This is a genomic window from Nocardia sp. CNS-044 (assembly GCF_059570515.1).
This window is the reverse complement of the sequence record NZ_JCANSX010000008.1, coordinates 477,675-503,718: the sequence shown is the minus strand read 5'-3', so window position 1 is coordinate 503,718 and position 26,044 is coordinate 477,675. Positions and strand designations below refer to the sequence as shown.

General features: G+C 69.3%; 26 protein-coding genes. 11 read left to right on the top strand and 15 right to left on the bottom strand.

Annotated elements, in window-relative coordinates; translation table 11 throughout:
- The 4 genes from T333_RS21535 to T333_RS21520 form a co-directional block, all read right to left on the bottom strand.
- Nucleotides 1–798 carry an SDR family NAD(P)-dependent oxidoreductase gene (locus T333_RS21535; protein WP_355002871.1) on the bottom strand — a complete coding sequence of 266 codons (798 nt, stop codon included), beginning with the start codon at nt 796–798 and terminating at the stop codon, nt 1–3.
- 44 nt (nt 799–842) lie between these two features.
- Nucleotides 843–1,262 (bottom strand): VOC family protein, encoded by a 420-nt coding sequence (locus tag T333_RS21530; protein WP_355002872.1) that lies wholly within the window; start codon nt 1,260–1,262, stop codon nt 843–845.
- Nucleotides 1,263–1,380: 118 nt separating this feature from the next.
- Nucleotides 1,381–1,797 (bottom strand): organic hydroperoxide resistance protein, encoded by a 417-nt coding sequence (locus T333_RS21525; RefSeq protein WP_496425609.1) that lies wholly within the window; start codon nt 1,795–1,797, stop codon nt 1,381–1,383.
- 142 nt (nt 1,798–1,939) lie between these two features.
- A complete protein-coding gene (locus T333_RS21520; RefSeq protein ID WP_355002873.1) occupies nt 1,940–2,221 on the bottom strand; it encodes a hypothetical protein in 282 nt (93 codons plus the stop codon).
- A 286-nt stretch (nt 2,222–2,507) separates the two neighbouring features.
- Between T333_RS21520 and T333_RS21515 the strand changes: the two genes are divergently transcribed.
- Together T333_RS21515 and T333_RS21510 are read left to right on the top strand one after the other, a co-directional pair.
- The gene (locus T333_RS21515; RefSeq protein WP_355002874.1) at nt 2,508–2,654 is read left to right on the top strand and encodes a hypothetical protein; all 147 of its coding nucleotides are present in this window, start codon (nt 2,508–2,510) and stop codon (nt 2,652–2,654) included.
- Between the two features lie 84 nt (nt 2,655–2,738).
- Nucleotides 2,739–3,092, top strand: a complete 354-nt coding sequence (locus T333_RS21510) for a hypothetical protein (protein WP_355002875.1) — start codon at nt 2,739–2,741, stop codon at nt 3,090–3,092.
- Between the two features lie 13 nt (nt 3,093–3,105).
- Here the strand turns inward: T333_RS21510 and T333_RS21505 are convergent, their stop codons facing one another.
- Nucleotides 3,106–4,053: an antibiotic biosynthesis monooxygenase gene (locus T333_RS21505; protein ID WP_496425608.1), complete on the bottom strand. Its 948-nt coding sequence runs from the start codon at nt 4,051–4,053 to the stop codon at nt 3,106–3,108.
- Between the two features lie 10 nt (nt 4,054–4,063).
- Nucleotides 4,064–5,470 (bottom strand): amidohydrolase family protein, encoded by a 1,407-nt coding sequence (locus T333_RS21500; protein ID WP_496425607.1) that lies wholly within the window; start codon nt 5,468–5,470, stop codon nt 4,064–4,066.
- A 139-nt stretch (nt 5,471–5,609) separates the two neighbouring features.
- Between T333_RS21500 and T333_RS21495 the strand changes: the two genes are divergently transcribed.
- The 5 genes from T333_RS21495 (at nt 5,610) to T333_RS21475 (ending at nt 13,901) form a co-directional block, all read left to right on the top strand.
- Nucleotides 5,610–6,611 carry an Acg family FMN-binding oxidoreductase gene (locus T333_RS21495; protein WP_496425606.1) on the top strand — a complete coding sequence of 334 codons (1,002 nt, stop codon included), beginning with the start codon at nt 5,610–5,612 and terminating at the stop codon, nt 6,609–6,611.
- Nucleotides 6,612–6,981: 370 nt separating this feature from the next.
- Entirely contained in the window at nt 6,982–7,731 is a 750-nt protein-coding gene (locus T333_RS21490; protein WP_496425605.1) for an LGFP repeat-containing protein, read from the top strand.
- Between the two features lie 115 nt (nt 7,732–7,846).
- On the top strand, nt 7,847–8,860 hold the full coding sequence (locus T333_RS21485) for a glycosyltransferase (protein WP_496425604.1): 1,014 nt from the start codon (nt 7,847–7,849) through the stop codon (nt 8,858–8,860).
- The gene (locus T333_RS21480; RefSeq protein ID WP_496425603.1) at nt 8,857–11,901 is read left to right on the top strand and encodes a trypsin-like peptidase domain-containing protein; all 3,045 of its coding nucleotides are present in this window, start codon (nt 8,857–8,859) and stop codon (nt 11,899–11,901) included. Before T333_RS21485 ends, T333_RS21480 begins: the two co-directional genes overlap by 4 nt.
- Complete coding sequence (locus tag T333_RS21475) at nt 11,901–13,901, top strand: glycosyltransferase (protein WP_357249824.1); 2,001 nt, start codon at nt 11,901–11,903, stop codon at nt 13,899–13,901. Before T333_RS21480 ends, T333_RS21475 begins: the two co-directional genes overlap by 1 nt.
- Here T333_RS21475 and T333_RS21470 read toward each other — a convergent pair.
- Both T333_RS21470 and T333_RS21465 read right to left on the bottom strand, forming a co-directional pair.
- Nucleotides 13,875–14,201 carry a CU044_2847 family protein gene (locus tag T333_RS21470; RefSeq protein WP_357249827.1) on the bottom strand — a complete coding sequence of 109 codons (327 nt, stop codon included), beginning with the start codon at nt 14,199–14,201 and terminating at the stop codon, nt 13,875–13,877. The genes T333_RS21475 and T333_RS21470 overlap by 27 nt on opposite strands.
- Before the next feature lie 182 nt (nt 14,202–14,383).
- A complete protein-coding gene (locus T333_RS21465) occupies nt 14,384–14,743 on the bottom strand; it encodes an Rv2640c family ArsR-like transcriptional regulator (RefSeq protein ID WP_355002883.1) in 360 nt (119 codons plus the stop codon).
- Nucleotides 14,744–14,843: 100 nt separating this feature from the next.
- Here T333_RS21465 and T333_RS21460 point away from each other — a divergent pair, with 100 nt between their 5' ends.
- Nucleotides 14,844–15,347, top strand: a complete 504-nt coding sequence (locus tag T333_RS21460) for an ArsI/CadI family heavy metal resistance metalloenzyme (protein ID WP_355002884.1) — start codon at nt 14,844–14,846, stop codon at nt 15,345–15,347.
- A gap of 92 nt (nt 15,348–15,439) precedes the next feature.
- Here T333_RS21460 and aztD read toward each other — a convergent pair whose 3' ends face one another.
- The 3 genes from aztD to aztB are packed head-to-tail and all read right to left on the bottom strand — an operon-like array spanning nt 15,440 to nt 19,520.
- Complete coding sequence (gene aztD, locus T333_RS21455; protein WP_496425602.1) at nt 15,440–16,600, bottom strand: zinc metallochaperone AztD; 1,161 nt, start codon at nt 16,598–16,600, stop codon at nt 15,440–15,442.
- A gap of 32 nt (nt 16,601–16,632) precedes the next feature.
- A complete protein-coding gene (gene aztC, locus T333_RS21450; RefSeq protein WP_496425601.1) occupies nt 16,633–17,544 on the bottom strand; it encodes a zinc ABC transporter substrate-binding protein AztC in 912 nt (303 codons plus the stop codon).
- A complete protein-coding gene (gene aztB / locus T333_RS21445; RefSeq protein ID WP_496425600.1) occupies nt 17,541–19,520 on the bottom strand; it encodes a zinc ABC transporter permease AztB in 1,980 nt (659 codons plus the stop codon). Before aztB ends, aztC begins: the two co-directional genes overlap by 4 nt.
- A 39-nt stretch (nt 19,521–19,559) precedes the next feature.
- Between aztB and aztA the strand changes: the two genes are divergently transcribed.
- Both aztA and T333_RS21435 read left to right on the top strand, forming a co-directional pair.
- On the top strand, nt 19,560–20,270 hold the full coding sequence (gene aztA, locus T333_RS21440) for a zinc ABC transporter ATP-binding protein AztA (RefSeq protein WP_496425599.1): 711 nt from the start codon (nt 19,560–19,562) through the stop codon (nt 20,268–20,270).
- A gap of 22 nt (nt 20,271–20,292) precedes the next feature.
- Nucleotides 20,293–21,090, top strand: a complete 798-nt coding sequence (locus T333_RS21435; RefSeq protein WP_496425774.1) for an APH(3'') family aminoglycoside O-phosphotransferase — start codon at nt 20,293–20,295, stop codon at nt 21,088–21,090.
- A gap of 6 nt (nt 21,091–21,096) precedes the next feature.
- On the opposite strand, the gene T333_RS21430 is transcribed toward T333_RS21435, so the two are convergent.
- The 4 genes from T333_RS21430 to T333_RS21415 form a co-directional block, all read right to left on the bottom strand.
- Nucleotides 21,097–22,236 carry a DUF8176 domain-containing protein gene (locus tag T333_RS21430; protein ID WP_496425598.1) on the bottom strand — a complete coding sequence of 380 codons (1,140 nt, stop codon included), beginning with the start codon at nt 22,234–22,236 and terminating at the stop codon, nt 21,097–21,099.
- Entirely contained in the window at nt 22,223–23,527 is a 1,305-nt protein-coding gene (locus T333_RS21425; protein WP_496425597.1) for a hypothetical protein, read from the bottom strand. Before T333_RS21425 ends, T333_RS21430 begins: the two co-directional genes overlap by 14 nt.
- On the bottom strand, nt 23,524–23,847 hold the full coding sequence (locus T333_RS21420; protein WP_355002892.1) for a hypothetical protein: 324 nt from the start codon (nt 23,845–23,847) through the stop codon (nt 23,524–23,526). Before T333_RS21420 ends, T333_RS21425 begins: the two co-directional genes overlap by 4 nt.
- A 309-nt stretch (nt 23,848–24,156) precedes the next feature.
- A complete protein-coding gene (locus tag T333_RS21415) occupies nt 24,157–24,459 on the bottom strand; it encodes a hypothetical protein (protein ID WP_355002893.1) in 303 nt (100 codons plus the stop codon).
- 165 nt (nt 24,460–24,624) lie between these two features.
- Between T333_RS21415 and T333_RS21410 the strand changes: the two genes are divergently transcribed.
- Nucleotides 24,625–26,040 (top strand): MDR family MFS transporter, encoded by a 1,416-nt coding sequence (locus T333_RS21410; protein WP_496425596.1) that lies wholly within the window; start codon nt 24,625–24,627, stop codon nt 26,038–26,040.
- Nucleotides 26,041–26,044 lie beyond the last annotated feature (4 nt).

The following is a 26,044-nucleotide window of genomic DNA, read 5'->3' as shown; positions in this document are numbered from 1 at the left end:
TCAGTGCCGGTGCGGCAGCGGAGCCGCCGAGGCGACGCGGTTGGCCGCGGCCTTCACCGAATCGGGGAGGACGTGATTGATCGTCGTCAGCACCTTGGTGCCCAGCGAGGCGGCCGCCACCTTCTGGTCGCCGCGCAGCAACGCCTCGACGCCTTGGCGCGCCACGTCGGCGGGGTCGTCCTTGGGTCCCTTGCCGACCACGGTCTCCAGCATCTTGGCCCTGCGGAAGAAGTCGGTGTCGGTCGGACCCGGCATCAGCGCGGTGACCGTGATGCCGGTGCCGCGCGTCTCTTCGCGCAGCGCCTCGGCGAAGGACTGCACGAACGACTTCGACGCGTTGTACACCGCCTGCTTCGCGCCGGGCATCGTCGCCGCGATCGAGGACGTGAACAGCAGTTTGCCGGTGTCGCGCCGCACCATGTCGCCGAGCACGAGCTTGGCCAAGTGCACCGTCGAGCGCACGTTGAGGGCGATGATGTCGAGTTCGTCGTCGAGGTCGGTCGCCACGAAGTCGCCGCCGCGGCCGACGCCCGCGTTCAACGCGACGGCGTCGAGCGGCCGCTCGTCCATGGTCGCCGCCGAGTAGAGCCGCTCCACGCCTTCGGGCGTGCGCAGATCCACTTGCACCGCGCGGACTTCCACGCCGGGCCGGCGCACCTGATCGGCGGCGGTCTCGATGGCCGCGTCCTCCGCGGCCACCACGACGTCGTAACCGTGTTCCACGAACTGCTTCGCGAGTTCCAGGCCGATTCCGCTGGAAGCTCCGGTGACAAGGGCGAGGGGGCGTGTCTGGGTCATACCGCCCGCCTACCCACGCCGCGCGAGTTGTATCCGACACGGCCTCATCGGCCGTGCGACCAGACCAGGCAGAAAGGGTGCCCGACCGGGTCGGCGTAGACGCGGAACCGGTCGTCGTCGCTGGCCTGCACCGGACGCGCGCCGAGCGCCAGCGCCTTGGTCTCGGCGACGTCGATGTCGTCGACCAGGATGTCGAGGTGGATCTGCTGGGACGCTTCCGGATCCGGGAAGCGCGGCGGCTTGTAGCGCGGTGCGGTCTGGAAGGCCAGGCGCCTGCCGTCGGGGTCGACGACGACCACCCAGGTGTCGTCCTCGTCCTCCTCGTCGATGACCACCCCGCCGAGCAGCGCGGCGTAGAACTTCGCGAGCTCGCGCGGCTCCGGGCAGTCCAGCACCACGCTGCGCAGCCGTCCGACCGCGGTATCCGCCGCCACCTCGGTCGCCACCGTGCTGTCCGATGTCATGAGCGCCTCCTTCGCCGGTAGGGGACGCTTCTCACCTACCCGCCGCGCGCACCGGACAAACCGGTGCGGGCGCGAGCGGGGCTCAGGCGCTTCGAATCTACTTCGCGGACTTGCGGATTCAGGCGACGACCAGCTCGACGTCGATGTTGCCTCGGGTGGCATTGGAGTACGGGCAGACCTGGTGCGCCGCGTCGACCAGCGAGCGCGCCACACCGGACTCGAGGCCGGGCAGGTCGATGGTGAGGGTGACGGCCAGGCCGAAACCGTCGCCGCTCGGGCCGATGCCCACCGCGCCGGTCACCGAGGAGTCCGCGATCTTCACCTTCTCGCGGCGGGCGACCAGCTGCAGCGCGCTGTGGAAGCACGCGGCGTATCCCGCGGCGAACAGCTGCTCGGGGTTGGTGCCCGCGCCACCCGCGCCGCCGAGCTCCTTCGGCACGCTCAGTTCGAGGTCGAGCGCCTGGTCGGAGGAGCGGACCTGTCCGCCGCGTCCGGCGCCGGTCGCGGTGGCCTGTGCGGTGTAGAGGGTGTTCATGGGGTGCCTTTCTGGGAGAACCTGCCGTGCCCCATGAACAGTAGCGAGCAACTAAGTTGCGCACAACTAATAAGCGATGTGAAAAGGGTCGCACACCGCGGGCGGAGTCGGTTCCGTCCGCGGTGCGCGACCCTTCCGGCGGCTAGATCACCGCGTTCATGATCGTCCCCGCGCTCGTGGCGACAGCACCTCCCGCCATCGCGCTGGCGATCATCTTCGGCGACTGCAAACCGCCGCCGTTCCACTTCTCCCAGGCGAAACGGCCACCGCCGTAGGTGATGGCGGTGATCCCGGACAGCTGGACCAGCCAGGTGAAGTACCGACCCATCTGCATGAGCTTGTCCGCCAGCGGCGGCGCTTCCGGGGTCGGATTACTCACCTGCGCGAGGACTGTGTCGTGTAGCGCGCAGAGGATCGTGCTCACTGTCATGCTCCTTCGCGGATGCTGAGGTGATGCTGGGGATTCGTCTTCACGAGGGCGCGTTACTTCGAAAAACTCGTCGACCTGTTCAATTCAACCTCAGCAAGATCATGTGATGTGGCAGACACACCGAAATCGGCATGACCCGACTCACAGCTGTTCACCCGTGCCACATGAGCCCCGCAGTTCTAGGATTCGAAGGGTGCAGGGGGATGGAAGAAAGGGCACGGGCGCGACGCGGCGCCGTCCCTGTTCGACGCCGACCTCACACCAATTCCGGGGAGGGCACATGGCTTTTCTGCTTCCACTGCTGTTGCTGATGCTCGTTGTGACCGCGTCCGTCGTCGTTGCCGCCTACGGCACGGTGTTCGCCACCTACTGGTTCGAAATGCGTCATCACCACACCGACCCGCCGGATCTGTCGGCCACGCGCTGACCGCTCGCGTTTGAGACCGGCCGGTCCGGCAACTCCGGTCACGGGTGTCGCCGACTCCCGTGACCGCGAGCGGAGGTGAGCCGGATGGTGAACGATGTCGAGAAGCGCTGGTCCGATCCGGAGGGGTTACGCCAGGCCGTCCGCTACGACCTCGCGATTCTCGGTACGACCGCACTCGTCGCTCTGGTTGCCGCGGTCTGGGCCGCCGGGCGGGACGAGTGCCTGTCCGGTCCCCTGCTGTGCGATGCCGCCTCGGGCATCGCGGTCCTGCTCGTCCCCGCCGTCATCCTGCTGGCCGGTGGGATCGGCGCGTTCGTGATCACCTATCTGCGCTGGCGGCAGGGCCGGGTCTGGCCGATCTGGCAGGGCGCGGGCTGGTTCCTGTTCATGGTGATGCTGGTCTACGTCTCGATCGGCGGCACCGCAATGTCCCAGTGACACGCGGGCACGCTCAACGGTTGTAGTCCCAGTAGTGCAGCCATTTCACCGTGGCGAACAGCAGCAACGTCAGTGCGTATAGGACGACGACTATGGCGGCGCCAAGCGCGCTGATCCGCCATCCCGCGCCGTCGACCGGATCGAGCCAGCGCCGGAAACAGGCCGCGACCGCGGGCGAGAGGATGTAGCTCATCAGCGCGACGCTCACGATCTGGCTCAACCACATCGCCAGCCAGGGCGGCGCTCCGTTCTCGTCGAGCACCGGGCCGAGGAAACGGGACAGCGTCATCACTGTCGGATAGAGCACGAGAAGCACCAGCATCGCGATCTTCCAGGTGGGCGTCACCCGCGTCCGCCCGTCGACGGTGCGCAGCGTGGATCCGAACGGCGTGGTGTGCGCGACAACCGAGAAATCCTCGGTCAGTTCGGCGCGCAGTGCGGGCAGGGCCGCGGCCCGCTGCTCCGAGCGCATCCAGTCCGACAAATGCTGCGCGGTGCGGAATCGGAGCACCGAGAACCACCGGCCGGTGTCGCCGCGACAGAACAGCGCGACGCCCTCGAATCCGGGGAACGTGGCGCTCAAAGTGACCAATTCCGCTTCCGCCGCAACGAAATCGGCGGCCTTACCGTCGGCCACGCTGTGGTGGAACATCCCGACACCCGGCGGCGGCAACTCACCCTCGACGATGACCAGATCCGAGCTCTTCCGCTGGATTCCGAGCGCTTCGCCCTCGGCGAGCACCCGGGATCTCGCCGCCGAGTCCAGGAATTCGTTCACCAGCGCCTCGGAGCGGAAGGTGACGCTGAATCCGGGTTCCAGCGCGGGATCGTCGCTCACCGCACGACAGCACTCCACGAATCCCTCTGCGGCGAAGGCGGTTTCGCCCATCCAATCCAGCCAGGCTTCGAAGGACTCGGCGTCCGGTGGGCGGTGGAAGACCGTGACGGCGGTGGCGTTCATCGGCGGTCCGCTAACGGTCGTCGATGCGGCGACCCTGGACGTAGACCTGCGCGACCGCCGCCTCGCCCATTCCCATCAGCAACGCGAACAGCGTCTGATCGCGCGCCAGGATCGGGTGGTCGGACCGGATCCCTTGCGCCAGTGCGCTTTCCAGCGCCTGTTCGCGCGCCGGGTCGACCACGACGAAGTCGGCTTCCTTGCCGAGATCGAAGTTCCCGAAGCGGTTCTCCATGTCGAGGGCCCGCGCACCGGCCAGCGTTCCGGTGAACAACATCTCGGCCGGATGCATCGACACACCGTCCGCGCCCGATTCGGAGATGTGCACCTTGAACGCCGCCGCGAGCACCCGCGGAATCGACCATTCGTCGCCGCCGCCGTAGTCGGTGCCCGCCGCCACCGTGACGCCGGAGGCGATCGTCCGCTTCCATGGCATCGTCCCCGAGCCGAGGAACTGCTGGGACACCGGACAGTGCGCGATCGAACTGCCGGTCTGCTTCAGCCGCCGCAGTTCCGCGTCCTGACAGTGCACGCAGTGCGCGAGAATGCTGCGCCTGCCGAGCAGGCTCTTGCCGCCGACCTGCGAGCCGGGCAGGAACTTGCCGTCGTAGGTGTCGAGGTACGAATCCACTTGGTACGCCTGCTTGGTGCTGTCCACCTCGCCGGTGCCGGGGCGGTTGTTCTCGTTCAGGTGGCTGTGGAAATAGACGCCGCGACCGCGCACCGAGTCGTAGAGCTCACCGAGGTTGTGCAGCGTCTCGCGGGTCACCGACAGCGAGAAGCGGGGCACGATCGCCACGTGCAGCAAAGCGGTGTCGACGTCGCCGGTGTCGGCGGCGTGCCAGGTGTCGATCTCCGCCTTGGTCAACTGGATCGCCTCGTCCTCGGAGGTCAACAGCGGTGCGACCGACTCCTCCTCCCCCGTGGTCTGAATACCGCGACCACCGACCATGCGCAGCCCCCGGCGGCGCGTCTCGCCGAACAGCGCGTCCTGCGCGTGCGGGAAGGCCGACCCGAACACCATCGCGGCGGTGGTGCCCACGGCGATGCGCCTGGCACAGAATTCGACGGCCGCCCGCTGTGCGTACATCGGATCGGCGAGCCGGGATTCCGCGGGATACATGCACAGCGTCAGCCATTCGAGCAGCTGGCCGCCACCGTAGGCGTCACCGGCGAAGGTTTGCGGGAAATGGATGTGCGCGTCGACGAAACCGGGAAGCAAGAAGCCTGGGCGGTGGTCGAATTCGTCCGCACCGCGAAATTCGGCGGGAATCTCGTCGCGGCCGCCGCAGGAGGCGATCCGACCGTCGTCACCGACGACCAACGCGCCGTCCGGCACGGAGACCAGCGCGTCCGCCGCGTTCTGGACGGTGGGGCGCCCGGCGACGTGAAAGATGTGCCCCAAGTGCACTTGGCTCACGAGTCGAGCACAACACAGCGGACGGCGCCATATCGGCGATTCCCAGAAAAGGCGCGCCTACCTGCGGCTCGGTCACTGTTCGCCGCCCACCGCAACGGGTCCGCAAACAGCCGGTCACCTCGTGCCATACTCGATAGGCATGACCGCAGAAAACGCTCGTGCCGGATCTGCAGTTCCCGACGCATCGGCCGTCGCCGCCGCGCTGCAGATCGCTCGCCGCGCTCCCTCCCTGCACAACTCCCAGCCTTGGCGCCTGATCTTCGACGGCAAGCGGCTGCACCTGCACAGCGATCCCGATCGGTCGCTGCCGATGGCCGACCCGGACGGTCGCCAGCAGGTGATCAGCTGCGGCGCCATGCTGCACCACACCAGGACCGCCTTCGCCGCGAACGGCTGGCACACCGACGTCGTGCGCCTGCCCGATCCAGCGCGGCCGCGTTATCTGGCCGCGCTGGCCTTCCGGCCTTGGTCCGACCCGCCCGAACGCATTCGCACGCAGGCCAAAGTCATCGGTCGCAGGTACTCCGACCGGCTCCCGATGGACGAACCCGAGGGCTGGGACGCGCTGCTGCCCGGCGTCACCGAAGTGGCGCGAACGTGCGAAGTCACCCTCGACGATCTGCCCGGCTCGGTGCGCGAGCGGCTCGCCGCCGCCTCCGATCAGGCCGAGGCGTTGCGCCGCTACGACAAGCCGTATCAGAGCGAATTGCGCTGGTGGACCGGGCATTTCGATCTCCCCGAGGGCATTCCGCCGACCGCGCTCGCCACCGCGGCCGAGGCCGGACGCGTGCCCGTGCGCCGCGACTTCCCCACCGCACCGGGGACCACCCGCCGCGCGACGCCCGAGGATCGGGCCCGGCTGCTGACGCTGAGCTCGGCCGAGGACTCGCCCGCGCACTGGTTGCGGACCGGCGAGGCGCTGTCGGCGGTGCTGCTGGAATGCACCGGCGCCGGACTCTCGACCTGCCCGCTCACCCACATCACCGAGCTGCCCGCGGCGCGCCGCGTGATCGCCGGACTGCTACCCCACCACCTGCGACCCCAGGTCGTCGTCCGGGTCGGCTCCGCGCCGGAGCCCGATCCCATGCCGCCGACGCCGCGTTTGCCGATCGAGGACATCCTGACCGTCACCACCACGTAAGCCTCGGCGCGGATTCCCACCGGGACTCGGCCAAGCTCCGACGTGTACCACGACCGTCGAAGTGTCGAATACGAGAATCGGACGAGGTGCCCGTGCGAGCCGTGACCGCCGAGGCATCGACCGGAACAGGACGAAGCGGACGAGATCGCGCAGTCCGCTAACGACCGAGCGCGGATCGCCGATGGACCTCGTGTCGATGACGACACCGGCACCGGCGGTCCGGTGCCCGTGTGCCGTCACTTTCTCCGGCCGTGCGCAGGCCGGGGACGGATCTGGTCCCGTGCCGCCCAGTAGGCTGTCTTCGCACGTCAGCGCCGGGCGCGTCGCGCTCCCGGTCCGCCATCCGGTACCCACCTGTCAGGGAGTTCACTTGGCTCGGCAACGTCGCATCACCCGCCCGTCCGCTTCCCGTCGCGGCGCGCTCGTCACCGCCGCGCTGGCGGTCGCGCTCACCGCCGGCATCGGCGCCGCCACCGCGCGCCCGATCGGCGCCTTCGAGGTCGGGGGCGCCATCGAGGTCGAATACGACCAAGCGGGCGGGCCCGCCGTCTTCGGCGACCCGGTCTCCCCCGAACTCGACGCCGGTCGCGGCGGCCGCTACCAGACCTTCGAGCGCGATGTCGCCATCTACTGGCATCCCGAGGTCGGCGCGCACGGGATCGGCGGCTCGATCCGGAAGAAGTGGGGCGCGCTCGGCTCGGAGAACGGCGTGCTCGGCTACCCCGTCACCGGGGAACTCGCCACGCCCGGCGGGCCCGGCCGCTTCAACCACTTCCAGGGCGGATCCATCTACTGGTCGCTCGGCACCGACTCCCATCAGGTCGGCGGCGCCATCCGCGACAAGTGGGGCGCGCTCGGCTGGGAAAGCGGCGCCCTCGGCTTCCCCATCACCGACGAAGCCACCTCCGCGGGCAACGGCCGCTACAACCTCTTCACCGGCGGCGCCGTCTACTGGTCCCCGCGCACCGGCGCGCACGCCGTCTGGGGCGCCATCCGCGACGACTGGGTCCGCGCGGGCGCGGAGAACGGCCGCTACGGCTACCCCACCGGCGAGGAGTACGACTACGAAGGTGGCAAAGCCCAAGACTTCCAAGGCGGCCGGATCACCTGGCTGCCTTGAGCCGAGGCGACCCGACGAACTACCGGCCCACGGTCCCGCGCAGATCGTTTCTCGCGCTACAGGTTTCACGCCGATCCGGCTTGCCCGGACCCGCCCGTGAACTAATCTTGATCGCATGCTGGTCGGCGTCTGCGATTTTCCGAGCAAGTACGCATTTCCGCCGACCGGCTATGCGGGCATCGAACGCTGGCTGTGGGCGGCGGCGGTCGGCGCGCGCCGCGCGGGGGCCACGGTGCATCTGATCGGCCCGCAGTGGCGCGGCGAACTCGCGGACGACTGGACCGTTCGGCCGACCCGACTCGAAATGCTCAGCGGCCCAGGCCGAGCCGAATTGCGCGCCACGGGATACGACCTGCTCGTGGCATGGCACGAATACCCGGCCATGCCCACGTGGCGGCACACGTGGGAAACACTGGATTGTGCCGTGGTGGCATTTCAGCACGGCGCCGACAAACCGCAGCCCGACGGCACGTTCGACGGTCGCCGATCACGGTTGTACTGCTATTCGCCGGAAATGATGGTGCGCTACGCGGGACAGCGTCCACGGGCGGAATTGGCGGTGCACCTCGATCTGGAGGCAGACGAGCCGTCGGCCGTCGACGGCTCCGATCTGGTCTGGGTGGGCCGCATCGAGCCCGTGAAAGCACCGCACCTTGCGATTCTGGCCGCACGCCTGCTCGGCAGGCGAATACGCATCGCCGGGCCCGTATTCGACGAATCCTACGTCCGGCAACACCGGGAACTGTTCGCCGCCGAGCACGTCGAATTCGTCGGTGAACTCGGCGGCGCCGCGAAAACGGCAGCGTTCCGCGAGGGCCGGGTGTTCGTATATACCTGCGCCCGCGACTATGTCGAGGCCGGCGCGGCGGTATTCGGTGAATCATTACGTGCGGGTACGCCGGTCGCCGCACTCGCCTGGCGTGGCGGGACGTGCGCCGAAGCCGCGTTGTGTGGCTCCTCCGGCCGCATCGCCGCCGTGGATCCCGGCGCGTGCGACGCGACAGCGGCGACGGTTCTCGCGAATGCGATCGAGGAGGCCGCCACCCTGAAGGCCACACCGGTGCGAGAACTGGGGCTCGCCCGGTTCGACCCGGTTCGACATTTTCGCGCACTGGCGGGGGCGGCATGAGCGAGTCGGTGGGACGACTGCTGAGCGCGGGACCGCGGGAGCGGTTTCTCGGCACGGCGTTCGCCGTCGACCACTCGACATTGGTGACGGCCTTTCACTGCGTCGGCGATCGCCGGACCGGCGAAATACATTTCCCGCAGACAGTGTGGAATATCGGCGATACCGCCCTCACCGCACGATTCGCCGCGGGTGATCCAGCCGCCGACTGCGCCGTGCTCCGGCTCGACGAGGCCAGGCCGGATCTCATCGATCCGCTCCCGTTGGCGACCCAGGTGACCGCACGATTCTGGCGTGCGACGGGTTTTCCGGCCAGCCTGTCCGATCTGGGCCGCGTCACTGTGTCCGGGACGATCACCGCGGTGGACGGGCAATTGCGTGGCGTACCGGCGATTCAGCTTTACGCCGAACAGGCGGTCGGCGGCCTCGCCCTCGGCGGCTTCTCCGGATCGCCGGTATTCGCGGGCAGTGCACCCGGCGTGATCGGACTGATCAGGTACAACCCGCCGAATCCGGACGCGCCCGAGCGCGGTGTCGGCGGCATCGTATTCGCCTGTCCACTCGCGGCGATCCGGGCGTCGCTCGACTCCGTCGGCGCGGCACCGGTACTGGACGCCACGGGAGTCGCCGTACCCGGCCTGGTCATCGGCGCGTCGGCCGCGGGTCGTCAGACGGCTCTACCGCCGGACCGGCGCGAATTCACCGGACGCAGCGCGGAGACCGAAGAACTGGTCGCCGCGCTGACCGCGCCGGGCGCCGCGCCGATCGTCGCCATCCATGGCCAACCCGGGGTCGGCAAGTCCGCGCTCGCCATCCACATCGCCCATCTCGTCGCCGACGCGGTTCCGGACGCCCGCCTGCACATCGACTTGCGCGGTGCGGATCAACGACCGATCGCCGTCGCCGATGCGCTCGAACGACTACTCGTCGCGCTCGGCTTGCCCGCCGACGCGGTGGCGGGCACCGTGGAAGCGCGCACCGAGCAATACCGAAACCTGCTGTCCGGCAAGCGAGCCCTGATCGTCCTCGACAACGCGAGTTCCGCGGCGCAGGTGCGGGCGCTGCTTCCGCACACATCGAGCTGCCGCGTCCTCGTCACGTCGCGGCGGCCGATGGGAGCCATAGACGATGCGATCACAGTGCCGCTGGGCACGCTGTCTCCCGAGGACGCAACCGATCTGCTCGCGGCGATGCTCGGCGCCGATCGTCGGGCCACCGATCGCGCGGGCATCGAGGAGGTCGCGCGTCTGTGCGGCAATCTGCCGCTGGCGATCCGGATCGCCGCGGCTCAGCTGCGATCCCGTCCGCATTGGACCATCGCGCACCTCGCCGGCCGGCTGGCCGACGAGCGCCGCCGATTGTCGGTACTGGCTGTCGACGATCTCGCGGTGCGCGCGAGCTTCGACAGCAGCTACACAGCGCTCGATACCGAACTCGCGACCGCGTTCGCGGCGCTCGGCGCGATTCGCGCTCCCGACTTTCCCGCCTGGACGCTCGCCGGTTTGCTGGACATTCCGTTGTTCGACGCGGAGGAACTGCTCGACGAACTCGTCGACGCGCAACTGGTCGCCTTTGCCCGATTGGATCTCACCGGTGGTCACCGATTCCGCTGCCACGACCTGTTACGGGTGTACGCGAGCGAGAAAGCGGCCGAGCGCCTTTCCGATCACGAACGGTCGCAGAGCAGAAGCCGGCTGTTCAGCGGATACCTGACGCTACTGCTCGAGGCGATGGCGTCACTCGGGCCGGGCAAGGATCTCTTTCTCGCCGAGTCCGTGCCGATCGTGTGGCGTCCGCCCGCCGAGATACTCTCGTCGACCCGGAGCATCAGTGCCGCGGAGTGGTTCGCCGATGAGCGTCCCGGGTTGGTCGCCGCCGCACGCCAGGCTTACGACGATGAACTGTGGCCCTACGTCTGGGGTCTCGTCGACGTGCTGAACGGTCTGTTCGTCGCGCAGCGCCACGGCGAGGAATCGCTGGAAATGAAGGATCTGGCTCTCCGCGCCAGCCGCGCGGCCGCCGATACCGTGGCCGAGACCGGGGTCCTCTACTCCTACACCGGCTACTACATGGGCAAAGGCGCCTACGCGGAAGCGGTCGCGGGGCTACACGACGTCATCGACCGCTACACCGAACTGGGGATGTCCGACCGTCAGGCACGCGCCACACTCAGCCTCGCCGTGGTCGAACGAGACCGAGGCAGGCTGGCCGTGGCCAAGCCGCTGCTCGAGCAGTGCATAGACCTCTTCACCGGCGGAGACGACGAACTGGTGCTCGCCTCCACTCGACAGAACTACGCCGTCGTCCTCCGGGACCAGGGCTGGCTGGCCGCCGCCGACGCCAATCTTCGACTGTGCCTGCCGATTTTCCGTGCTCATGACGACAATTCCGCCTGCGGACGCGGACTGCACACCCGATCGGTGCTGCATCTGCAGCTGGGCCGCCTCACCGAGGCCGCAGCCGACCTGGACGAGGCGAGGCCGCTGTGCGTGAAGGCCGGCGACGCCAGGTGGACCGGGATCGTCGACCTGTTCAAGGCGCGCTTGCTCGGGCATCAGCGGCGGTGGCCGGAGGTGCTCGCGGCCCTGCCCGCATGCGAACGCATCTTCGACGACAGCGACGACGATCTCGGCCGCGCGCAGGTGTGGCGCACGCGGGGCAGCGCGTTGCGTGCGCTCGGCGACTTTCCCGCCGCACTGGCGGAATACGCGCGTGCGAACGAGATGTACGACGCGACCGGCGAGGACCGCATGAAGGCGAGACTGCGGTACGGCACGGCGCTGACCCGGCTCCGCGCCGGGAACGCGGACGAAGCGTTGTCCGGATTCACCTCGGCCGCGGCGATGTTCGAGGAACTCGACGACCAACCCTGGTTGCTGCGGACGCGACGGTGGCTCGCCACGCTGCGATCGGACGACGAATCGGCATCCGACTGGACGGAAGTACGACGCATCGCGGAGTTGTTGATCGACCGAGCCGGTCCCGGGTACTTCCCGGTCTGGCTGCGTCCGATCCTCGACGACGCGGTCGCGAAGGGGGGATAATGCGTATCGCATACGTATGCCGTGACCTCGCCATCGGCACGATGACGGGTCCGGACGCCCACGTCTTCGCCGTGGCCGCCGCCATGGCGCGGCACGGCCACGAGGTACACCTGATCAGCGAACGGCTCGCGGCGCCGTGGACGCGAATGCTGCGGAATATCGTTGGGCTGCACTGGCAACCGACGCTGCCGGAGCGAGAAGGGCATTGGTATTTCACCGACGAGCAGTCCTACGCGGATCGGGTGTACGACACGCTACGGCTGCTCCACGAGGGTTCGCCGCTCGATGTGATCGACTTTCTCGACGCCGGTGGTGAGGGGCTGACGGTGCTGCGCGCCCATCGGCTGCTCGGACAGTTCCACACCAGCCGCATCGTGGTGTCGCGACACCCCTGGGCGAGCGCGAGCGACGGTCCCCAGGTTCAGCGACCAGCGACATTCCACAGGGAACTGACCACGTTCGCCGAGCGGTACACGCGGCGGCACGCGGATCTCGTGTTGACCTGCGGCGGCAACGCGACCCGGCTCGACACCGACCACGGTGGCCGGGTCCGGGCGTACCCGCCTGCCCTGCCGGATCTCGATCCGGGGAACCGCCGTATCGCTTGGCGGGCCTCGGGCACGATTCTCTGGCTCGGAACACTCTGCCCTGGAGCGGGTATCGATACGATGATGCGGGCAATGGAGCTCGTTGTGGCGCGAATACCCGACGCGCGCTTGGTGTTACGTGGCAGCGATACCCCTACCGATCCGGTCGGTAGGTCCTATTGGCGGCACACCCATGCCCGCCTGTCGGCGGAGTTGCGCCGGGCCGTGACCTTCGCCGGGCCGATGCACCCGGACGCCGTTCGGGAACAGTCAGCGATGCTCTGCGTGCTGGCCGCGGGTTCCGCGAGTACACCGGCAGATGCGTTGTGGGCCATGAGCGTCGGCTGCCCTCTCATCGTTCCCGACGACAGTGTCGGCGTGGGTTTCGTCGACGACGACCGAACCGGACGTATCGTCGCCGTCCGCGATGCCGACGCGCTCGCCGCGGCGATCATCGACGCGATGCTGGACGCGGAGGCCGCCGCACGACTCGGATCTGCCGCACGCGCGGCCGTCCGCACCGATCACGCCTGCGCTCAGATCGCGGAAAGTCTCACCGCCGCTTATCATTCGGCGTCGCCGCCAGCACGATTGCCGACGCCGACCGGGCTGGTCTCCGTGGTCATTCCGCTGTACAACTATGGCCGATTTCTGCCCGCGGCGGTGGCGTCGGTACGCGAATCCGGTTATGCGGATGTGGAAATCGTCGTAGTCGACGACGGATCGACCGACCCGGAGACCGCCGCGGTGCTGGACGACATGTCCGGCGTGACGAAGATCCGGCAGCCGAATCGAGGCCTCTCGGCCGCTAGGAATACCGGAATCCGCAGCAGCCGAGGGGATCTCGTGCTCGTCTTGGACGCCGACGACCGGATTCGTCCCGGCTTCCTGTCCGCCGCCGTCGCCGCCATGCGGAGCGATGACACACTCGGCTACGTGGGTGGCTATGTCCGCTACTCGGGACTCCTCGACCTCGTCTACGTCCCGGCGGGCATGGTTCCCGAGCTCAACCTCGTCCTGCACACGCACCTCAAATCCATGGTGCTCTATCGCAAGCGGGCACTCGATGAGGTCGGCGGCTACGACGAGAACCTGCCGGCGTTCGAAGACTGGGAGCTACAACTGCGCATGGATCTTTCCGGCTATGCGTCCGATGTCCTACCCATCGTCGGCCAGCTCTACCGACGCCACGCCGAATCCATGTCGTTCCAGCACAGCAACGGGATGCGCAACGAACTCGTTCAATACCTGGTGAGCAAGCACGCGGGCGCACTCACGCCCGCGCGACTCACCGCACTACTGCTGATCCTGGTCGACATGTGGAAAACGGGTTATGAGCCGAGCACTTCGGTCATGCTGCAGCGCGAGCAGCACCCGGCAGACCGGTTACCCGACGGCGTTGTCGCGCCGTGACCAGGTCAGACTCGCCTGAAAGGTGCTGCCCGCCTTCGCCCTCGAGATGATGACACCGACCTCGGATTCCAAGTTCAGCGAGAACTGCAGACTCGCTTCGGACAACTGCCATCCGCCCTCGGACGGCTCGTCGAGCTGACTCGCGAGGCTCTCGCGCAGTCGAGACGCGATACCCGCCAACGCCTCCCCCAGTTCTCCCACCCGATCACCGAACTTGTCCACCAGATCGGAGGGACCGAGATCCCCCGCGTATCCAGGCGGCGGCACGATCTCGACGCGAATATCGCCGTTGTCAGTCATGCCGACAAGTATCGCCGCCCGTTGTTTCGCCCGCAGCCGATGCGGACACGACCGTGCGGCTTGCTCGGTGGTCGGCACGATGACAACCGGCTGGCTCGCCGTTCTCCACCACGACCGCCGCACGCAGAGTAGGACGCCCGCGCTGAACGCATGAACGCGTCGAAGACGGTCGCCAACCGCGACTACGTGCAGCAGTTCGGGTCCAGCACGACGCACAGCGCCGACAGCGCCTCTCGCCGCGCGCGGTGGTAGATGTTCATGCCGCGGCGTTCGGATTCGATCAGGCCCGCCTTCTTCAGCTGGCCGAGGTGGTGGCTGACGGTGGATTCGGCGAGGCCGACCACGGCGGCGAGGTCGCCGGTGTTCCGCTCGCCCGCCGTGGTGGTCAGCAGCAGCGACATCAGTTTGACCCGCACCGGGTCCGCGATCGCCTTGAGCCGCAGAGCCACCTCCAGCGCGGCAGCGTCGTCGATCGGCCCCGCGGCGACAGGTGCGCAGCAGACGGGAGCGGACATATCGATCACGGGCAGAGCCTTCGGCATGCGACCAATCCTACGCACCTTGTTGACATATGTCGAAAATGGGACGAGACTTCAGGTCGGAAGTTCTTCGATATATGTCTTACAAGTGGAGGTGTCCGTCATGTCTCGCATCCAACTCGCCCTCAACGTCGACGATCTCGATCGGGCGGTGACGTTCTACTCGACCCTGTTCGCCACCGAGCCCGCCAAGCGCAAGCCCGGTTACGCGAACTTCGCCATCGCCGAGCCCCCGCTGAAATTGGTGCTCCTGGAGAACCCCGGCCACGGCGGCAGCGTCAACCACCTCGGCGTCGAGGTGGAATCCTCGGAGCGAGTGCACGCCGAGATCGCGCGACTCTCGGACGCGGGCGTGTTCACCGAGGAGGAGATGGCGACGACGTGTTGTTTCGCCACCCAGGACAAGGTCTGGGTGACCGCGCCGGACACCGAACGGTGGGAGGTCTACACGGTGCTCGCGGACAGCGAAACCTTCGGCGCCGCACCGCGATCCGCGAGCGAGGAACCGTGCTGCGGCACCACCGAGGAGGCGGTCGCCGAGGGCGCGTGCTGCGGCACGTCCGCCAAGCGGGATGCCGTCGCGTCGGGCGCCGCCTGCTGCGGATGACCCTGCGTTGCCCGGATCCGGCCTCCCCTCATGACGGCCGGAATCCGGGCCTTACCGCGCACTCGCGCCCACGACGCTGCCGCGAGTACGGCTCAGTGCGCCAGCACGCCGCTCAACTCGTTCGGGCTGTCCGGCAGGGTGGCCGACGCGGTGACCGCGCCCGTGGCGAGGTCGACGCGGTGCACCTTCTTGGTGGCGGGATCGGAGACGTAGGCGACGCCGCCGCGGACGAACAGGGCCGGGCGGGCCTGCTGCCACTTCAACGGCTCCTGCCAGGAGTCGATGACCGGGATGGTGCGGGTGACCGTGCCCGCGACCGGATCGATGACGTGGATGCGGCCGTCGGTGCCGAGCACCAACGCCTCGCCCTGCGGGCCGCGGCCGAGCGAACGGAATGTGTAGCTGGTGCCGATGTCGACCAGGCGCAGGGTGCCGGCGGCCGTGTCGATCAGCGAGACCTGCTGCGGCCGTTCGAGTTCCGCGTCCTTGTCCTTCTTGTAGTCGCCGAGCACGATGGTCGATTCCGGGCTGCCCGCCTGGTTGCCGATGCGGCCGTAGGGTGTCGGGCTCGCCACCTTGGTGATGACGCCGCCGCGGTAGACCAGCGCGCCGGTCTGGCAGCCGACGACCACGGTGTCGCCCGCGGCGGTTGCCTCGCCGTGCACGCCGGGGCAGTCCTCGTTGCGGGCGATCTCCTTGCGCTGGGCGTCGAGCACCGCGATACCGGTGCGCTTCTCCTTGGTGCCGAGCGTGACGACCAGCGACCCGTCGGCCAGCTCGATGGCGACGCCGTGGTGCGGCGCGGCCGACTTGTAGACCTCGGTGGCGGGCTTTCCGTCGGCCAGGCGCGCCGGGTCGAAGGAGGTGACTTCGCCGGTACCGTCGGCGAACAGCACCGTCCGCCCGGCGTGCTGGACCACGTGACCCGGTTCGGCGCCGGGGAATTCGATCTCGGTGAACTCGGCCGCGACGGCGTCGTAGACGCGGAACCCGTCTTTGTGCGACACCATCAGATGCCGGTCGTCGCCCGCCGGGTTGAGGCGGTTGAAGCCGTCGAGCGCTGTGCTGCCGCGCAATTCGAGTGTCGCGCCGTCGAGCACGTGGATGCCGCCGTCGTAGGTGACCGCGATGGGCTCGGCGATCCGCTTGCCCGCGGGCTCGTCCTGGTCCGAGCCGCATCCGGCCAGCGCGAGCGCCGCGGTGAGCAGACCGGACAGCGCGAGCGCGGTGCCGTTCCGTGGCCGAAAGTGCATGTGGTGCTCCCTTTTTCGTTCCAACTCTGCGTTCATGGGGCCAGTCCGCGGGTGATCGCCTCGGTGTTGGCGCGCATCATCTCCAGGTAGGTCTCGGCGCCGCCGCCCGGCGCGGTGAGCGATTCGGAGTACAGCGGGACGACTCGGACGTGCAGCCCGGCCTGTTCGGCGAGTACGCGGGCGAGTCGGTCGGGCTGGGCGGAGTCGGCGAAGATCGCGCCGACTCCCGCGCCGCGCACGGCTTCGGCGAGTCCGGCCAGATCCGACGGGCTCGGGGAGGCGAGCGTGGTGCCGCCCGGAATCACGGCGCCGATCACCTGGAAGCCGTAACGCTCTGCGAGATAACCGAATACGTGATGGTTCGTGACCAGCTTGCGCCGTTCGGCCGGGATGGCGGCGAACCGCTCGGTCATCCACCGGTCGAGCCGATCGAGTTCGCCGAGGTAGCGCTCGGCCCGCGCGCGGATCGCCGCGGCGTCCACGCCCGCGACGTGCGCGATCACCTCGTCGCGGATGATCTCGACGGCGCGGCGGACGCGCAGCGGATCGGTCCAGAAGTGCGGGTCGGGGCGGTCGGCGCCGACCTCGGGGCGATAGCGCAACGGATCGATCTGGTCGCCGACCGCCACCGTCGCGACACCGGCGTGCGCGGCGGCGTCGACGTGGCGCTGCACGCCTTCCTCCAGCCCGAGACCGTTGTGCACGATGAGCCCGGCCCGCTCCAGCCGCGCGGCTTGCTGCGCCGAGATCGCGAAGTAGTGCGGGTCGGCGTCGGGCCGCATGAGCACCGCCACCTCGGCGGCGTCGCCGACGATCGCCTCGGTCAGATCGCCGAGGATGTTCGTGGTCACCATGATCTCGCGGCGCTCGGCACCCGAGGACACGCATCCTGCGAGCACGAGCACCGCGGCAAGGAGCATCCCGAGGTGAGCCGACGCCCTCATTCGCCCGCCTCCGCCATCAGCGCAGGGGCGATGTCGAGCGCGAAGGTGCGAGCTGTCCGCAAGTCCGAGTAGTCGATCTCCCATACTTTTCGTCCGCCGGGATCGTTGACGTAGGCGCGGCTCGAATCGACCACGATGTCCGCGGCGGAGCCGGGCGCGACGAGCTGCTTGCGGGTGCGTTCGGTACCCGTCGCGGGGTCGTAGGCGTGCAGCACGCCGTCGGCGGACAACGCGAGCAGCGGCGCGCCTTCCCCCGCCGTGTTCGTCGCGAGCACCGGCCCGGTCTCGACGAAGGTCCATGTCTTGCGGCGGGCGTCGAGCAGCCACGTCCCGCGCTCTCCCGCCCTGGCCGCCAGGGTGGCGCTGCCGGGGCGGTGCCGGAATTCGACAGCGCGCTCGGCCTGGGGAACCGGACGCGGGTACGCGATCTTGGTCGCGGTGGCGCTTCCCTCCTGGACGTTCACCACCAAAGCGCCGTCGGCACAACCGAAGACGACGCCGATCCGGGTCTGCGCCGTGCCGCGCGGTTCCGGGCACGGCTCCGCGACCGCGGCGACCACCGCACCGTCACGTCCGCGAACCTCCACCCGGCCATCGGTCCGGCGGGTCACCACCGTGTGTTCCCCCGACGGCACGGCCAGGCCGCCCGCGTGCGCGCCGCGGTCGGGTACCGAGCCCGCGTCCAGCGCGGCGCGGTCCAGCAGCGCGGTGTCGCCGCTGTCGAGCACGAGCGCGGCCACCGACGGGTCCGCGGCCGCGGCGATCACCGGCCCGGCGGAGTACACGCCGACGTCTCGGATGGGCGCCTTGTAGTAATGCACGTGGTCACCGTGATCCACCAGCCAGGTACCGGTGTCGACGATTCGAATCCCCTCCGGCGTGGCCAGATACGCGTAGCGACCATCGCTCGCTACGCGGGTGACGCCCGCGGCTGGCGCGAGATCGGTGACCCGCTCCGAGAGCAGGTCCAGCACTCGCACCGCGCCGGACTCCCTGTCCGCCAGAACGAGTCGCGGCTGCGGTTCCGCGGCCTCCTCCGCGCCCTCGACGTAGCCGTGCGGCGCCGATTCGGCGTCGTCGGCAACCCGATCGGCGCCACAACCGGCCAACGGCAGCACGGCTACCAGCGCCAAAGGCCCGAACTTCTTGCCCGAGAATCGGATTCGACTCCGCAACGCGGAGAACGACGCGGACACGAAGAACAGCGCCACCGCGACGGCGGCGATGGTTGCCCCCGCCGCCGTACCGAGGTGCCAGGAGATCAGCAGTCCGGTCACCGTCGCCAGCGCACCGAGCAGCGCGGCCACGGCCATGATCACCGGAAGCCGGTGCGCCCAGAACATCGCCGCGGCGGGCGGTGCGATGAGCAAGCCGAAGACCAGCAACGTGCCGACGATGTGGAACGAGGCCACGATGGCGAGCGTGATGAGACCGACCAGGGCCACCTGCGCGACCTTCGGCCGCAGCCCGAGCGTATGCGCGGTGCGCGGATCGAAGGCCAGCGCCACGAACGCCCGGTGGCCGAGCACCGCGACAGCGGCCGCACCCAGCAGTGCGACGACCAGGTAGACCAGATCCCGGTCGCGGATCGCCAGCACGTCGCCGAACAGGAAGCCGGTCAGGTCGACGGCGAAAGACTGTGCACGCGAGACGATCACGACACCGATCGACAACATCCCGACGAACAGCAGTCCGATGCCGATGTCGGCCGAGAGCCGTGCGTTCCTGGTCAGCGCGGATACCCCGAGCGCCATCGCGCCCGCGCTGAACGCCGCGCCCACCAACAGGTTTCCGCCGAGCAGTGCCGCGATCGCGATGCCGGGCAACATACCGTGCGCCATCGCGTCGGCCAGAAAAGCCATGCCGCGCACCACGACCCAGGTGCCGGCGATGGCGCACAGGCACGAGACGAGCAAGCCGCCCCAGAGAGCCCGCTGCACGAACGACACCTCGAACGGGGCGATCAACCACTCCATGAGGCGACACCATAGAATGAAAACGGTTATCATTTCAAAATGAGTGACGGGAGACACAGTGTGAACCGAGCGGACCTGCGACTGGCCGGATTGTCGGCGGGCTACCGCGGCCGGGCCGCACTGGCGGATGTCACCGCCACCATCCCGGCGGGCCGGATCACTGTGGTGCTGGGGCACAACGGCTCCGGCAAGTCGACGCTGCTCGCGGCGCTCGCCGGGGTGCTGAAACCGCTGGCGGGGACCATCGAGCGACCGGGCATCCGGCGGACCGCGTTCGTCGTGCAGCACAGCGCGGTGCCCGCGACGCTGCCGATCACGGTGCGGGAGACGGTCGCCATGGGACGGTGGGCGCACCGCGGACCGTGGCGGCGACTGCGGCGAACGGATCGCGCGGTCGTCGCGGAATGCCTGGCGCGCATGGACATCGCCGACCTGGCCGACCGACGCCTCGACACACTCTCCGGCGGGCAGCGACAGCGGGCGCTGCTGGCGCAGGCGCTGGCCAAGGAGGCCGACCTACTGCTCCTCGACGAGCCCACCAGCGGGCTGGATACCGAAGCGCGGCAACGGATCACGGATCTGCTCGAAGACGTCGCCGACCGCGGCGTCACCGTCGTGCACGCCACCCACCAGCGCGACGAGGCGCTGCGCGGCGGCCATTGCCTGCTATTGGAGAACGGCAGGCTGCTCGCCGAGGGCGATCCGGCGTCGGCCCTCGCGCTCGGTTCCGCGCCTCGAGCGCGCTGCTAACGTCGATACAGTGTCCGACGCGCTGACTCGATTCCGCTCCGTTCTCCCGACCGACACCGAGTGGGAGCCGGTCGAGGGTGGGGAGTCCGGGGCCGCCGTGTTCCGCGCCGCCGACGGCTCGCGGTACGCGAAATGCGTCGCTGAGGAGTTGGTGACCGAACTGCGCGAGGAGTGCGACCGGGTCGAGTGGTTCAGCGGCCAGGGCCTTCCCGGGCCGCATCCGGTCTTGTGGCGACGCACCGGCGAGGCCGCCTGCCTGGTGACCACGGCCGTATACGGCGTGCCCGCAGCCCGCGTGTCCGCCGAGGAGCTGTCCGCCGCCTGGCCATCGATCACCGAGACCGTGCGCACGCTGCACGAAATACCCACGGACACTTGTCCGTTCGAACGCGGCGTCACCAAGATGTTCGCCAAGGCCGAGGACGTGGTTGCCCGCGACGCGGTGAATCCGGAATTCCTGCCCGAGGAACAGCTGGACATACCGACGCGGGTCCTCCTGGCGCGGCTACGCGCTCAGCTGGACGTGCGGATCGCGCAGGAGGCCGCGGAATACGTGGTGTGCCACGGGGATCTGTGTCTGCCGAACATCGTCCTCGACCCGAACACCTTGTCGGTCACGGGATTCCTCGACCTCGGCCGTCTCGGCGTGGCCGATCCGTACGTCGACATAGCACTGCTGCTTGCCAATTCACGGGAAGTGTGGCCGGACGAGCGAAGCGCCCTGGACGCCGATCGGCGCTTCGCCGAGCGCTACGGCATCGACCTCGACGCCGACCGGCAGCGCTTCTATCTCCACCTCGACCCGCTCACCTGGGGGTGAGGCGAATCAGGCCATCGAGATGCCGGTGATCAGGGTGCGGCCGGTGACGGTCTTGGTGGTGATGATCTGGGTGAAGGTCTTCGGCTGCTGACCCGGATACTGCTGGGTGAGCCGGACTTCCCAGTGCGACTGCCCATCTCCCGCGCCGACGGCGGTGCGGGTGATCTGGACGCAGTAACGGGTCCCGACCGGCACCTGGTCGATGCCGCGCTGGATCTGCTCGGCGGGCGGAACCGTCGCGTCCGCGGCGACGACGGCGCGCGCCGCCGGACCCGAACGTTGCACGTAGTAGGCGCGTTCGAAGGCGAGGATCGCCGAGGGTCCGTCGGTGGTGCCGCCGATGCCGGTGCCCGAGACGACATCACCGGTGCGGCGCTGTTCGCACCCGGGAGTCGCTACCGCCGTGGGGGAGTCGGGTCCCGTCGGGGTAGGTGACGCGGGCGCCGGTGCGTCGTCGGCCGCGGGGACGGAGCTGGTCGGCGCCGTCACGGTGCGCGTTCCCGAGCTGGGCAACACCGCCCAGACGATCGAGCCGACCCCGACGAGCAGACCGAGGACGATCAGCACAGCGATGATCCTGTTGCCCCGTTCGGGTCGCTGTTCCTGCGGACGCGGACGCGGACGGCGCAGCGCGGGACCGGGATTGCCGCCGGTGCGGTCGATGATCGCGGGCACGAACGTGTTGCTGTCGTCGGTGCGGCGATCCGGTTCCGGCTCGTTGTCTACCGGTACCCGGATCTCGACCGTCGGCTGCTCGGGGAATTCCTCGGCGCGTGTCGGCGGGTCGAGCCATTCGGCCCACTCGCCCATCCGGCGCTGCGGCTTCCGTACCGGCGGCGCGGCGGGCGGCTCCAGCGGGTAGGCCTGTTCCGGTGTGCGCGGCGATCCGGAAACCAGCGGCAGTCCGGATACGTGCGGCGGTTCGGAAACGCTCGGTGGCTCGGATACGTGCGGCTCGGGTATCCGCGGCGGCTCCGGTGCGCGCAGCGGCGCGCTGTAAGTCGACCCGGGTCGACGTCCCGCGGGCCGCCGCCGTCGACGCTTGCCCGTGGGAGGCGCGGGCAAGCGCAACATCGGCAGACCCGTGTCGAACGGATTCGGCTGTCCCTGCTCCTTGTTCGACGGGCCCTGGTCAGGGCGCGTCATCGCCGAAGTCGCCGATCACGGCGGCTGGGACGGTGACCGATTCGGGGATCATCGCGGCCGCGGGCACCGTGACTCCGAGCTGGCCGTCGCGCGGCCTGCGGTCCTGATCGCCGCCGATCGGCGGCGGCATCGCGACGCCGCCGTGCGTGCCGGGCGGCCCGGTCGGTTCCGGCGCCGGCTTGGGCGGCGGCGCGTCCTGCGGCGCGGGCGTGGGCGGGATGATCGAAGCGGGCGGCGCGGGCCTGGCCTCCGGCTTCGGCGCATCCGGCTTCGCGCTCGGTCCGGTCGAGTTCTGCGCCGGATTCGACGGCGTCGAGCCGCCGCCGAAGTCGATCACCTTCGATGGGGTGCCGGACGTGCCGCCGCCGTTGCCGTTCGTGGTGCTGCCCGGGTTGATCAGCTCCGGGATCGCCTTGTCGATCGCCTTGTCCGCCGAGGCGGCGACGGTGTCCATGGCGTGCGTGCCGACCTCGACGATCTTGTCGATGAGGTGCGTGCCGATGTCGACGCCCGCCGAGATGGCCGCGGTCCCGAGCTGCACGCCCGCCGAGATGAGCTGCTGCTGGAGGTGCAGCTGGGCGGCCTGCTGCGGGTCCAGCGGCTGGCCCTGCACCGTGGTGCCGGGAACCGTGGTCGTGGCGGTGCCGCCGAGGGACGGCTGACTCGTGCCGCCGATGCCGCCGGGCTGCGTGACGGTGAGCGGGCCCATCTCGTCCAAACGGCGGGTGTGGTCGTTCATCTCGGTGCGCGCGGTGCCGACCGTGGCGATCGCGTCGCGCAGCGCCTGGGCCGCGCGCTCGATGACCGCGTCGGTGTCGGGCGCGGCGGTCGCGTTGCCGAGGATCACCCGCGCGTCCCGGCGGAAGTCGGCGATGATCTGATCCACCCGGCGCGCGGCGCGTGCACTGGTGGCCTGGGCGTCGCCGAGCACCGACAGGTAGGCGGGGCCGCGATCGGTGATCTCGCCGATCTCGGTCTGGGTGGTGCGCAGCGCGGGCACGGCGGCGTCCGCGCCGCGCGAGGTCCAGGTGGACTCCAGCGCGTACAGACCGTCTCGGTGCGGGCCTTCGGAATCGGCGGCGTGCGTGGACGCCGCGGACAGCGCGCCGGTGATCGCGCGGTCGGGCAGGGTGGCGCCGGTGCCGAGGGTGGCGCGCAACGAGAGCATCGGCTGCACGAGCGCCGCGACGATCGGCGGGTCCGAGGTCGGATCGTTGCTGACGACCGGCAGCGTGTCGGTGCTGGTCTGCTCGGTGGGTCGCCGTCGGCGTCGACCGCTGAGCCGCCTCATGCCAGCTCCTCCCCGGTCTTCGCCAGAGCGGCCGCGGTCTCCGCGTCACCGGTCCGCATGGCGGCATCGTAACCGCGCAGCACCTGACCGTAGGCGGCCACCAGCTGGCCCGCGGTGGACAATGCCTGGGTGTGCTCGGACACCGCGGCGGTGAACCGCGCCACGAACTCCGCGCCGACCATGCCGAGATCGGCGTCGAGCTTCTGCGGGTTCACCGCACCGGACGCGGCGGCCGAGGCCTGCGCCAACTGCTGCGCCACGGTCTCCGCTATCGCGGTGTAGGCGGCCATTGCCGCCGGGTCGAGCTTCAGCGTGTCCATCGTTCCCCCTTCACGGAAAACCAAACTCTCGCTGTCGCATCACGGTTGAGCCGAGCTTACTGGCCGGGTCCGACACCTGCGCCGGATCACCACGAAACACCGGCGGCACCGCCTGGCCGTGCCGTGCGGGTGTGCCCATCACCGATGATGTGCGCCCGCCCGGTTCGCGACCTTCGTCCAATAGTCGCACGACTCGCCCCGAGATCGTCGGTCTGTCTTGCAATCAGCGGCGCGGCGGGTCGGATGCCGCACAGCTGGAACGCTTTCCACGACAGGCGACCTGGGTCTTTCCCGAAGCAGGTCGCGGTCTCAGCGGGACAGGTCCGGCCACGGCGGGCGCCGCACGATGGCGAGCAGGGCGAGCGTCGCCGACACCAGGCCGATCGCCTGGCCGAACAGCGCGATCCGAGTGGCGTCGACGGCGGGCGTCCAGGTGGCCTGGCCGTCCTTCACGACGTACACGCCGACCGGTCGCGCGGCCGACCGGAGAAGCCCACCGGCCCTGGCGACCGTGACGATGACCGACCCATCGGGAGTCTCCTGCGGGGTTCCATAGACGAGAGCACTCGCGTCGCCCGGCCGCGTCGCGCCGAATTGTTCCAGCAGTGACATTTCCGCCCCTTCGTTCCGTGGCCCGCGCCGCGGCGGAAGCCGAGCGCCCCGCCAGCCTAGTGAAGATGAGGCGCCCCAAGGCGCGAGAAAATTCCATGCGGGAATAGCCGAGGTGGCGATACGTTCGATGAAGATGGTTAGTCGAACGAACGAAAGGGGCCGCCGGTGGCGACCGAGACAGCGCAGTCGGCCATCGGGCTCCGGTCCGAACGCGGAGCGATCCTCGGCTCGCTGATGCTGGCGACCGGACTCGTCGCCCTCGATTCGACCATCATCGCCACCGCGGTGCTGTCCATCACCGACAGCCTCGGCGGGTTCGCCCAGTTCCCTTGGCTGTTCTCGATCTATCTGCTCGCGCAGGCGGTGACGGTGCCGATCTACGGCAAGCTCGCCGACACGGTCGGACGCAAGCCGGTGATCATGTTCGGCATCGCGGTGTTCGCGCTGGGTTCGCTGCTGTGCGGGTTGGCGAGCAGCATGGTCGCACTGATCGTCTTCCGCGCGGTGCAGGGCATCGGCGCGGGCGCCATCCAGCCGATGACCATGGTGATCGCGGGCGACCTGTACACGCTCACCGAGCGGGCGCGGGTCCAGGGCTATCTGGCCAGCGTGTGGGCGATGTCCTCGGTGGCGGGTCCGCTGCTGGGCGGCGTCTTCGCCGACTTCGTCAGCTGGCGCTGGATCTTCCTGATCAACCTGCCGCTCTCCGCGATCGCCGCCTGGATGCTGGTGCGCAGCTTCCGCGAGGACTCGGTGCGGCGCAGCCAGGACATCGACTATCTCGGCGCGGGACTGCTGACGCTGGGCGCGGGCGCTCTCATCCTCGGCCTGCTCGAGGGCGGGCAGGCGTGGGCGTGGTCCTCCCCCGCGAGCATCGGCATCTTCGCGGGCGGCGGGCTGGTGCTCGTCCTCTTCGCGCTCGTGGAGCGACGCGCGACGAATCCGATTCTGCCGCTGTGGGTCTTCACCCGCCGGGTAGTGGTGGCGAGCAGCCTGGTGTCGGTGCTGATCGGCGCGGTGCTGATCGGCCTGACCTCCTATGTGCCGGCCTTCACCCAGGGCGTGCTCGGTACCGGCGCGCTGGTCGCGGGACTCACCGTCGGCGCGCTCACCCTCGGCTGGCCGCTGGCGGCCTCCCAGGCGGGAAAGGTGTACCTGCGCATCGGCTTTCGCGGCAGCGCGCTGATCGGCAGCGGGCTCGCGACGCTGGGAGCCGCGTCCACTCTGCTCATCGACGAGCACTCCACGCTGTGGCAGATCGCCGCGTCCTGTTTCGTGATCGGCACCGGCATGGGCCTGGTCGCGACGCCGACCCTGATCGCCGCGCAGACCAGCGCGGAATGGCATGAGCGCGGGGTGGTGACCTCGGCCAACATGTTCGCCCGCTCGATCGGCAGCGCCGTGGGCGTCGCGGTGTTCGGCGCGATCGTCAACTCCCGGGTCGGCGAGACCGACCACCCCGCACCGGACGTCCTCGCCCCGGCAGTGCATCTGGTCTTCGTGACCGTGGCGGTGATGGCGGCGGTCATGCTGGTGGCCTCGGCCATGATGCCGAGCCGCCGCGCCGACGGCACGATCTGAACTT